The sequence below is a fragment of the Pontibacter sp. HJ8 genome, from assembly GCF_054824225.1.
In genome coordinates this window covers 1-9,964 of the sequence record NZ_JSYF01000345.1, presented here as the reverse complement: position 1 = coordinate 9,964, position 9,964 = coordinate 1, and the positions used below count along the sequence as shown (strand labels likewise).

Here is a 9,964-nt window from a genome sequence, read left to right as displayed (position 1 = left end):
CGGAGCAGTAGTAGGTATACCTGCTATAGTACCTCCAAGTCCACATCGCCGCCTACCGGGAAGCCAACACAGGTCAGGGTGAGGCCTTTTGCAATGTCCTTGTCCGTCAGCACCTCGTTGTACGACATCCATACCTGTCCCTGCAGCACCCGGGCAATACAGCTGCCACACTTGCCTGTCTCGCAGCTGTAGGGGAGGGCTATACCTGCCTGCCGTGCGCTCTGCAGGATGGTGAGCGGGTATCTGGAGCGAAGAGTATACTGCATGCCTTTCAGGTGTAGCGTCACCGTGCGGGCGGTTGTATCAGGCGGAACAAGTTTGGCTGGCTTCCGGATATCGGTGTTGAAAATCTCTTTCCGGATGTTGCCTTCCGGTATACCCATTTGCCGAAGCGCAAAGGACATGAGGCGCATGTAGTTGTCGGGTCCGCAGAGGTAGAACAGCTGCTGTGGATGAGGCGCCCGTGATAGCGTCTTCAGGAAGCTGTGGAGCAGGTCCTTGTGCAGGCGCGCCCGGCTCAGGTCGGGGGAGTTGCTGTACAGGAACTCGATGTGCAGCCGGTCTGGGAAATCCCGGGCAAGTTGCTGCAATGGCTCCCGAAACATGGCCTTTTCGGGGAAACTGTTGCTGTAGAGCAGTACCGCATTCCAGTCCGGGTGAGTGTGAAGGAGCGTTTTGAGTAAGGAGTAGATGGGCGTAATGCCGCTTCCGGCTGCCAGAAAAAAGAACTGTTTGTAGTCAGAGGTGTCTTCGGGCAAGGTAAACAGTCCGGCCGTTCCTGTGGCCGTGACCGTGTCGCCCACCCGTGCGTTGTCCACCAGCAGGCGGGAGAACAAACCGTTCTCGATGCGTTTCACGCCAATCGTGAGCGGCTCATTGAGTACGGGAGAGGAGGTGATGGAATACGACCGGCGCACTTCTCCATGCAGGCCATGGTGGACCAGCGTCAGGTACTGGCCCGCCCTATAGGTCAATGCTTCACCTCCCGATAAGGTGAAGATCTTTACGCCCGGTACTTCTTCCCGGATATGGCTGATAGTAAGGGTATGGTAATCAGCTGTTGCTTCTGATGGCAGTTTTGTCATAATAGGATTTTATTTTCTTGCCCCGAATCTCTTTCTATACGCCAGGTATAGCCGTAAGAGATTCCGGTATGCTGTAAAAATAAGCTATCCGTACCAGCTCATTCCCAAAACCTGCTTATATTTAAGTCCTAGACCAGACCTCGATTATGCCGAAGATAACCCCTAAAACCACGCCTATTTACCAAACCTCGGTTTTTACTTTTGAAGACCTCAACGACCTGGAGCTGTACTTCGAGCAGCCGGGGCAACAGTACATGTACACCCGCTACGGCAATCCTAACTCCGATGAGCTGGCCGAAGAGGTAAACAAGTTGGAAGGTGGGGCTGGTGCGGTGGTCACCTCATCAGGTATGTCGGCTATACTGACGGCGGTGCTGACCTACTGCCAGTCGGGCGACCACGTGCTGTGCGCAGAGGAAATTTACGGCGGCTCGGCAGCCCTGCTCTCGCAGGAATTGACCCGCATGGGGATTGAAGTGACATACGTGCCGAGCGATGAACTGTATACCTTGGGCAATCATGTAAGAGATAACACAAAGCTACTATTGGCAGAGACCATGAGCAACCCGCTGCTGCAGGTGCTGGACCTGCAGCGACTGGCAGCCGAAACAAAGCGGGCAGGTATAAAGCTGGTCATTGACAATACCTTTGCATCGCCAGTAGTGACCAAACCTCTAGCCTTAGGTGCAGATATGGTGATCCACAGTGTGACCAAGTACCTCTCGGGCCACAGTGATGTGACAGCCGGGGTAGTCGTAGCCGGCACCACAGAAACCAGCGACAGGAGTAAGCAGATCATGCGCGTATATGGCCTGAACCTGAGTCCTTTTGAGAGCTGGCTGGCTGCCCGTGGCCTCAAAACACTGAAGCTGCGCATGCGGCAGCACTGCAACAACGCCCTGGCCATAGCCGGATTTCTGGAGCAGCACCCGAAGGTGAGCCAGGTATGGTACCCGGGGCTGGAGCAGCACCCGCAGCACCAGGTTGCAAAGGAGCAGGGCAATGGTATGTTTGGAGGTATGCTTTCGTTCAGGCTGAAGGACGATGAACCCGAAACAGTGAATGCTTTCATGCAGGCGCTGCAGCACATTCCGTTTGCCCCATCCCTGGCAGGCGTGAGTACGTCTGTTTCGCACCCGCTGCGCACCTCGCACCGCAGCCTGAGCCCGGAGCAGCAACAGAAACTGGGTATCACGTTGGGCGTAATCCGCTTGTCGGTAGGTATAGAAGAAATGGAAGAGTTGCTGGCAGACCTGGGTCAGGCGCTCGACAAGGTATAGCTATACCTATACCTTAGGCCTGCACCAATTCCCGCTTCAGTACCTGCACTACTTTATCCAGGTCCTCTTCGCTGAGGTTACTGCCCGAAGGGAGACACAGGCCGCGGGAGAAAAGCCTTTCGCTGAGACCGTCGCCAAAATACAGGCTGCCCGCAAACAGGGGCTGCAGGTGCAGCGGCTTCCAGAGCAGGCTGCTTTCAATGTTATGTTCTTCCAGCGTTTGCCTGATTTCCTCGGGCGTTTTGCCTGATTCCGGGTCGAGCAGCACGGGGGTGAGCCAGCGGTTGGAGTAGCTGTTCTTGGGCTCTGTCACAAACTCGGGTCCCAGGTCCTGTAGTTGACTTTTGTAGAATCCGAAAACTTCCCGGCGCTGTTTGAGGCGCGTTTCCAGCACCTCGATCTGACCACGCCCTATACCTGCGCTGATGTTGCTCAGGCGGTAGTTGTAGCCCATCTGCGAATGCTGGTAATACGGGGCAGGATCTTTGGCCTGGTCTGCCAGGAAAAGCGCACGCTCCGCCATTTGCGCGTCTTCTGTGATGAGAGCACCGCCCCCGGAAGTGGTGATGATCTTGTTGCCGCTGAACGAAAAGGTGCCCATCTTACCGAAGGTACCCACCTGATGCCCGCCGTAGCGTGACCCAAGTGCGTGTGCGGCATCTTCCACAACAGGTATGGCGTATTTCTCCGCTACTCGCAGCAGCTCTTTCATATTGGCAGGCATGCCGTACAGGTGTACCACCAGTATACAGGCGGGTTTTTTGCCTGCCTGCAGCCTGGCGTCAATTGCCTGCTCCAGGGTGGCGGGGCACATGTTCCACGTTTCGCGTTCGCTGTCCACAAACACGGGTGTTGCCCCCATATACAGGATCGGGTTGGCTGTCGCTACCGTTGTGAAGGTAGAACACAGCACTTCATCGCCTGGCTGTATGTTTAGCAGGCGCAACGCCATGTGAATAGCGGCTGTACCTGAGTTCAGGGCGACAGCATGGCGCGCATTGGTATGCTGGCAGATGTCATGCTCAAACCCGGGCAGGTTGGGCCCGACGGTCGCCACCCAATTATCCTCCAGCGCTTTCTGTACATAGTTTTTTTCATGACCTCCCATGTGCGGAGCAGACATGAAAATTCTCCCGGGCCTATAATTCATGCGTCACCGTGATTTGCGCAGGCATACCTAGCCGTGCTGTTTTAAGAATTGATTTTGTAATGTGTCAGCGCCTGTGTTTTAGCAGCTGCCCCTGTGGTAGTAAGCAGCCTGGAACTTGCCTCTGTATCAGAACGCTTTTACCGGATGTTGTATTTTGTACAGGCCGCCAGAGAAGCTTCAGGTTCTGTCACGGCATCAGGCTTTACCATTAAAATATACCTATACATACTTATTCGGCCTGTGATTGGTTGTAGCTATTGCCGGTAACTTTAGGAAGTAATTTGAGATTCTGAACACCTGCGCTACCTAAGGCCTGACCACCTGCCGGTTGCTATGCCAACCTGTTTTAGCGCAGCGCGTATTCCTGCCTTTGTTGGACGATACAGCAGGAGGCAATGAAAGCTTACAACGGGTTTAACCCGGCAACTGCAGGAGCTGGCAGATGATTCAGATTGGTTTTTATTACCTTGCAGCACCAAACCTATACCTATGCTCGACTTTCCTAACGCAAAAATAAACCTGGGCTTACGGGTCACCGAAAAGCGCCCGGACGGATTCCATAACCTGGAGTCGTGTTTTTATCCGGTGCAGTGGTGCGATGCTTTAGAAATTCTGCCGGCGGAGGAGGAAAAGTTCACCATGAGCGGACTGCCCGTTCCCGGCAACCCGGATACGAACCTCTGCCTGAAGGCTTACCGCCTGCTGCAGCAGGATCATCAGTTACCGCCCGTACACATGCACCTGCACAAGGTGATCCCGATGGGAGCCGGGTTAGGTGGTGGTTCTTCCGATGCCGCTTTTGTGCTGAAGCAGCTGAATACTTTATTTGAGTTGAAATTAAATCCGGATGTACTGGAAAACTACGCCCGCCGGCTGGGAAGCGACTGCGCATTCTTTATCCGGAACAAACCGGTTGTGGCAGTAGAGAAAGGGGATGTATTTACGCCTGCCGAACTCGACCTGAGCGGCTATAGCTGCGTAGTGGTATACCCCGGTATCCACATCACAACGGCCGAAGCGTATGCCAACATAGTCCCTCGTAAGCCGGAGAGCAGCATCGAAGCGTGCCTGAAGCAGGATATAAGCCAGTGGAAGGAAGTGCTGAAAAACGACTTTGAAGCATCGCTTTTCCCCAACTACCCGGAACTGCCGGCCATCATGGAGCAGCTATATGGCGCCGGAGCCGCCTATGCTTCCATGACGGGCTCGGGCTCTGCGGTCTATGGGTTGTTTAAAGGAGATGCGCCCGCCGACTTACTCTTTCCCGATCACTACCTTGTCTGGAAAGGCTTGCTTTAATTTTTTGCGGCGCTCGGTATAGCTGTCCAGTACAGGGTATAGGAACACACTCAACAGGATCACGGAAGCTCCAATGTAAAAATTGGTAGTCATCTGCTCGTTTTCGTTGAAGATGAGCCAGGCCAGCAGAATACCATACACCGGCTCCATGTTCACGGTCAGGTTCATGGTATAGGCCGATATCTTCTGCATCAACCGGACAGAGGCGGTATAGGCGTATACGGTACACACCAAAGCCAGCACCAGCAGGTATACCCAATCCATGCCATTCATCGCAAAGCTCAGCGTGCCCCCTTCCGCAAACAGGTCAGCGTAGAGCGGGAAAAACAGCGCCGTGCCGATGCAGGCACCAAACATTTCATAGGCCGTGATGGTGGTAGAAGGGTGCTTTTTGGCCAGACTGGCATTGATGATGGTAAAGATCGCACCCAGCAGCGCTGAACCTACTGCCATACCTATACCCAGGATGTTGTTGAACTCCGTTTCCGCCTGGAAAATGATGTAGAGTCCCGTCAGGATGATCAGGGCCAGGACGATCTCAAGCGGTTTGATTTTTTTGCTTGTAAAGGCGGGCTCCAGTATCGCAGTCCAGAGGCTGCAGGTAGCCATACCTACCAGGCAGAGCGAAACCGACGATATGCGGGCGGAGGTAAAGAAAAGGATCCAGTGTGCCGATATCATCAGGCCTACTCCCATGATCTTGAGCACATTGGCTCGGCCCAGCCGGAAAGGCGTACCACGTCGGTAGATGATGGCTGCCAGCGCCAGTGCTGCAATCAGCGTGCGCAGAAACACCAGCTCTACTGCCGGAATCGTGATCAGTTTGCCCAGTATAGCAGTAAAGCCCCACAGAAAAATGATGAAGTGGAGCTCGATGAAATCTTTAAGACGCGGCATTAGCGTGGTATGTAACGGTAAAGGAGCAAGCCTATACCTGTGAAGACAATACTGGGCACCCAGGCGGCAATTTGTGGCTCCAGGTCGCCTACCTGTGCCAGGCTACGGCTCGTGATCACAAAAATGATGAACACAAACGCCAGGAAGAAGCCCAGTGCGATCTGGACCCCAACGCCTCCGCGGGCCTTCCGGGCACTCACAATGACGCCGATCACCGTCAAAATAATAATAGCAAAAGGATAGCTGTAGCGCTCGTATTTCTCAATCAGGAAAATTTCGATGTTATCTGCGCCACGATCTAATTTCTCATTGATGTAGCTGTTCAGTTCGGGTAGGGTCAGCGTCTGCTCCAGCTTATAGGTGCTTTCAAAGTCCTTGGGGAGCAGGTTGAGGGTCGTATCCAGCGCGCCTCCGTGGTAGATCGTTTCTTTATCGCCATCAAAAGTGCGGATGGTATGGCGGTCCACATGCCACTTCTCCAGATCCGGGTTCCAGGTCACACTGCTGGCTGTCAGCTTCTGGCTCAGCTTCGTGCCTTTTATCTGTTCGATGGCAAAATTATAGCCCACCTGCGCCGTATTGTTATAGCTCTCCATGTAGATGTAGGTATCCGGGGCTATCTTCATGTGGATGTTGCGGCTGTCATACGTGAAGGGGCTTTTGACGTACTTCACCTGGAACGCCACACTCTTCTTGTTGGCATTCGGAATGACCCAGCCCAGCAAAGCAAAGATCACAGCCGCGATAATGGAGGCTCCCATCACGTAAGGCACCAGAAAGCGCCTGAAGCTCACGCCTCCGCTGAGTATAGCTACGATCTCGGTATGAGAGGCCATTTTTGCTGTAACGAACACGGTGGCAATGAACACCGTGATCGGGCTCAGCATGTTGGCGTAGTAGGGGATCAGGTTGAGGTAATAGTCGAAGAGAATCTCTGAAATAGCTACGTCGTGCTTGATAAAGTCGTCATTCTTCTCCGTGAAGTCAATCACCAGAATCACGGACACCAGTATCAGTACCGTGAACACATAAGTGGTCAGGAACTTCTTCAGTATGTATTTGTCGAGGAGCTTCATGTTCTGAATTAGGAATTACGAATTAGGAATTAGGAATTGTTAAGAGGGTTCTCATTATTAATTCTTAATTCTAAACTCTTAATTCTATAGTCGTGTCATTAGTTTCTTTACCATCAGGTCTTTCCAGTCGCGGAAAGTTCCGTTCAGGATATGCTGGCGCGCCTGCTTGACGAGCCACAGGTAGAACGTCAGGTTGTGCACACTCGATATCTGGCCGGCCAGGTATTCGGTGCTGTGTATCAGGTGGCGCAGGTAGGCTTTGCTGTAGAACGTGCTCACGTAGCCACCCAGTTCCGCGTCTATCGGGCTAAAGTCATCGGCCCACTTCTTATTCTTAATGTTGATGATGCCTTGCGTCGTAAAAAGCATGCCGTTCCGGGCATTGCGGGTCGGCAGCACGCAGTCAAACATATCCACACCCAGGGCGATGTTCTCCAGGATGTTGGCCGGTGTGCCCACCCCCATCAGGTAGCGGGGCTTGTCAGCCGGAAGGATGTCGCACACAATCTCCGTCATCTCATACATCATCTCGGCCGGCTCCCCCACAGACAGGCCGCCAATGGCATTGCCTTCGCGGCCAAAGCCGGCGATGGTTTCGGCCGACTGCACACGCAGGTCCTTGTAGGTGCTGCCCTGCACGATCGGGAAGAGGGTCTGGTCGTAGCCATACTTGGGCTCTGTGCTGTCGAATCGGTCCACGCAGCGCTGCAGCCAGCGGTGTGTTCGCTCCATCGAGTTCTTAGCGTAGGTATAGTCGCAAGGGTAAGGAGTGCATTCATCGAAGGCCATGATGATATCCGCCCCGATGGTTCGTTGCGTGTCCATCACATTCTCCGGGGTAAAGTCCAGGGCTGAGCCGTCGATGTGGGACTTGAACTTCACGCCTTCTTCCTTGATCTTGCGGGTACCGGCCAGGGAAAACACCTGGTAGCCGCCGCTGTCGGTGAGAATGGGACGGTCCCAACCGTTGAATTTGTGCAGACCGCCGGCCTGCTCGAGCACGTTCAGGCCGGGGCGCAGGTATAGGTGGTAGGTGTTGCCCAGTATGATCTCCGCCCTGATGTCGTCTTTCAACTCCCGCTGGTGCACGGCTTTCACGGAGCCGGCTGTGCCAACGGGCATAAAAATAGGCGTCTCAATGGCGCCGTGGGCTGTCTGTACCACTCCGGCGCGTGCCTTTGACTGTGTATCTTTTGCTACTAATGAAAACTGCATAGTGTATGGGGGCCGGCCTTAGCTGCTACAAGAATAAGGCCAACCAGATCAGCGGCTTACCGGCCGCTTCAAGTTGCTAAAAGGGTGTGTAAATAATCGGCAAAGATACGAAGTGCAAATCCACAAATCATAAACAATTATTAAATCGCGGTTATGTTTACAAATGCTTTAATAATGCCTATTTTTGGTTGTTTATGGCGCAGTACCCCTGTAGCTGGTCTGGTTTACTGACCCGAACCGGAACTTAAACATTCACCCATCAACCATTAACACGATTTGATTACACCTATACTCCTGGCAGTGCTGGCTTTATGCGTGCTGGTGCAGCTTTATTATGCTTTTTTTTACTTCATCCCCCTGAGTAAGCACCAGGACCCTGAAATAGCCGTACAGCGGCCTGTGTCTGTCATAGTGGCGGCGCACAACGAACTGGAAAACCTGGTGGAGCTGCTGCCCATGCTCCTCGATCAGCAATATCCCGCGTTTGAGATCGTTCTGGTTAATGACCGCTCGGAAGACGATACAGAGTTTTATGTGTATGAACTGGAGCGTCAGTTCGAAAATTTCAGGATAGTCACCGTAAAAAAGACGCCCGAATACCTCAACTCTAAAAAATATGCCCTTGCCCTGGGTATAAGAGCCGCCCGGTACGAGCACTTATTGTTTACGGATGCCGATTGCCGTCCGTGCAGCAACCACTGGATCGATAAAATGCAGAGCGGCTATAACACAGGTGCTGATATAGTTATAGGATACTCGCCGTATCAGAAGTTAAAAGGTTTTTTAAATCATCTGGTCAGATATGAAACCTTACTCACCGCAATTCAGTATTTGTCTCATGCAAACAAGGGATACGCTTACATGGGCGTAGGTCGAAACTTATCTTATACTAAGTCTTGTTTCTTTAGGAACAAGGGGTTTGCATCTCATATCAAGACTACTGGCGGCGACGATGATCTTTTTGTTCGCGATGCTGTCAACAATAGTAAAGCAAGCATTGTTATCAGTAAAGAGGGGCAAACAAGTAGTATTCCTAAAAAGACGTTTCGGGAATGGCTGGTGCAAAAGAGAAGGCATATGGCAGCCGGGAAGCAATACAATGCGGCAGACAAGGGAAGAATAGGAGCTTTTATTTCATCGAATATTCTTTTTTACATCCTGTGTATTATACTTCTTGTTCTAAATAGCCATTTAGCTATATTGGCGGCGCTTACAGGGCTTCGGTACCTGGCAGTGTTTCCGGCCTATGTACTCGCCGCACGCAGATTAGATGAAGAAATTTCATTGCCGCTTTTGCCGCTGCTCGACATTGCCTATTTTTTTAGTTATCTGCTCCTAGGGGTATCTGTTGTAATGAACAAACGAATCAGATGGAAGTAAACAAACAATTCTCCGCAAAAGCGAAGCACGATTTCAAGTTGATACAGGCGGCCGTAGAAGAGAACGACGAGAAGGCGTATGCTGAGCTGATGAGTATCTATAAAAAGCCGGTATACCACGTGGTCCTTAAAATGGTGCGCAATGCAGATGATGCCGAGGACCTGACCATAGAGGCATTTGCCAAAGCTTTCCGCAACCTGCACAAGTTCAACCCGGAGTATGCCTTCAGTACCTGGCTGTTCCGTATCGCGACCAACAACTGCATCGACTTTATCCGTAAGAACAGGATCAAGACCATGAGCATCGACTCGGCCATCAAGATTGACAATGGCGACGAGATCACCATCGACTTCAAGGATAAGAACCTGAATCCGCAGGAGGAAGCGATCAAGAACCAGAAGATTGAGATCATGCAGTACGTGGTGGCCAAGCTGCCGGACAAATACCAGCGCCTGGTAACCCTACGTTACTTCAACGAGCTATCGTACGAAGAGATCGCTACTGAACTCAACGCACCGCTCGGCACTGTGAAAGCCCAGTTGCACCGCGCCCGTGAGTTGCTCTATGACATGGTGAAGAACA

9 protein-coding genes are annotated in these 9,964 nt (G+C 52.4%); 4 read left to right on the top strand and 5 right to left on the bottom strand.

All coding sequences use genetic code 11. The features are described from left to right. Positions 1-23: 23 nt before the first annotated feature. Positions 24-1,085, bottom strand: a complete 1,062-nt coding sequence (locus OB13_RS14950; protein ID WP_461490976.1) for a 2Fe-2S iron-sulfur cluster-binding protein — start codon at positions 1,083-1,085, stop codon at positions 24-26. 146 nt (positions 1,086-1,231) lie between these two features. Here OB13_RS14950 and OB13_RS14945 point away from each other — a divergent pair, with 146 nt between their 5' ends. Continuing rightward, the gene (locus tag OB13_RS14945; protein ID WP_461490975.1) at positions 1,232-2,365 is read left to right on the top strand and encodes a trans-sulfuration enzyme family protein; all 1,134 of its coding nucleotides are present in this window, start codon (positions 1,232-1,234) and stop codon (positions 2,363-2,365) included. A 13-nt stretch (positions 2,366-2,378) separates the two neighbouring features. On the opposite strand, the gene OB13_RS14940 is transcribed toward OB13_RS14945, so the two are convergent. Further along, complete coding sequence (locus OB13_RS14940) at positions 2,379-3,515, bottom strand: DegT/DnrJ/EryC1/StrS family aminotransferase (RefSeq protein ID WP_461490974.1); 1,137 nt, start codon at positions 3,513-3,515, stop codon at positions 2,379-2,381. A 489-nt stretch (positions 3,516-4,004) separates the two neighbouring features. On the opposite strand from OB13_RS14940, the gene ispE reads away from it, so the two are divergent. After that, positions 4,005-4,814 carry a 4-(cytidine 5'-diphospho)-2-C-methyl-D-erythritol kinase gene (gene ispE, locus OB13_RS14935; protein ID WP_461490973.1) on the top strand — a complete coding sequence of 270 codons (810 nt, stop codon included), beginning with the start codon at positions 4,005-4,007 and terminating at the stop codon, positions 4,812-4,814. Here the strand turns inward: ispE and OB13_RS14930 are convergent. The 3 genes from OB13_RS14930 to tgt form a co-directional block, all read right to left on the bottom strand. After that, the gene (locus OB13_RS14930; protein WP_461490972.1) at positions 4,770-5,711 is read right to left on the bottom strand and encodes a DMT family transporter; all 942 of its coding nucleotides are present in this window, start codon (positions 5,709-5,711) and stop codon (positions 4,770-4,772) included. The genes ispE and OB13_RS14930 overlap by 45 nt on opposite strands. Further along, positions 5,711-6,787 carry an LptF/LptG family permease gene (locus OB13_RS14925; protein ID WP_461490971.1) on the bottom strand — a complete coding sequence of 359 codons (1,077 nt, stop codon included), beginning with the start codon at positions 6,785-6,787 and terminating at the stop codon, positions 5,711-5,713. The genes OB13_RS14930 and OB13_RS14925 overlap by 1 nt, the downstream gene beginning before the upstream one ends. A gap of 84 nt (positions 6,788-6,871) precedes the next feature. Next, positions 6,872-8,002: a tRNA guanosine(34) transglycosylase Tgt gene (gene tgt / locus OB13_RS14920; protein ID WP_461490970.1), complete on the bottom strand. Its 1,131-nt coding sequence runs from the start codon at positions 8,000-8,002 to the stop codon at positions 6,872-6,874. A gap of 276 nt (positions 8,003-8,278) precedes the next feature. Between tgt and OB13_RS14915 the strand changes: the two genes are divergently transcribed. Together OB13_RS14915 and OB13_RS14910 are read left to right on the top strand one after the other, a co-directional pair. Then, the gene (locus tag OB13_RS14915) at positions 8,279-9,382 is read left to right on the top strand and encodes a glycosyltransferase (RefSeq protein WP_461490969.1); all 1,104 of its coding nucleotides are present in this window, start codon (positions 8,279-8,281) and stop codon (positions 9,380-9,382) included. Continuing rightward, on the top strand, positions 9,373-9,964 hold a 592-nt coding region (locus OB13_RS14910; RefSeq protein ID WP_461490968.1), incomplete at its 3' end, for an RNA polymerase sigma factor. The genes OB13_RS14915 and OB13_RS14910, both read left to right, overlap by 10 nt.

What these genes read in the sequence shown, in the direction of transcription:
- OB13_RS14950 (WP_461490976.1), bottom strand. Translation starts at nt 1,085, where the DNA reads ATGACAAAACTGCCATCAGAAGCAACAGCTGATTACCATACCCTTACT.
- OB13_RS14945 (WP_461490975.1), top strand. Translation starts at nt 1,232, where the DNA reads ATGCCGAAGATAACCCCTAAAACCACGCCTATTTACCAAACCTCGGTT.
- OB13_RS14940 (WP_461490974.1), bottom strand. Translation starts at nt 3,515, where the DNA reads ATGAATTATAGGCCCGGGAGAATTTTCATGTCTGCTCCGCACATGGGA.
- ispE (WP_461490973.1), top strand. Translation starts at nt 4,005, where the DNA reads ATGCTCGACTTTCCTAACGCAAAAATAAACCTGGGCTTACGGGTCACC.
- OB13_RS14930 (WP_461490972.1), bottom strand. Translation starts at nt 5,711, where the DNA reads ATGCCGCGTCTTAAAGATTTCATCGAGCTCCACTTCATCATTTTTCTG.
- OB13_RS14925 (WP_461490971.1), bottom strand. Translation starts at nt 6,787, where the DNA reads ATGAAGCTCCTCGACAAATACATACTGAAGAAGTTCCTGACCACTTAT.
- tgt (WP_461490970.1), bottom strand. Translation starts at nt 8,002, where the DNA reads ATGCAGTTTTCATTAGTAGCAAAAGATACACAGTCAAAGGCACGCGCC.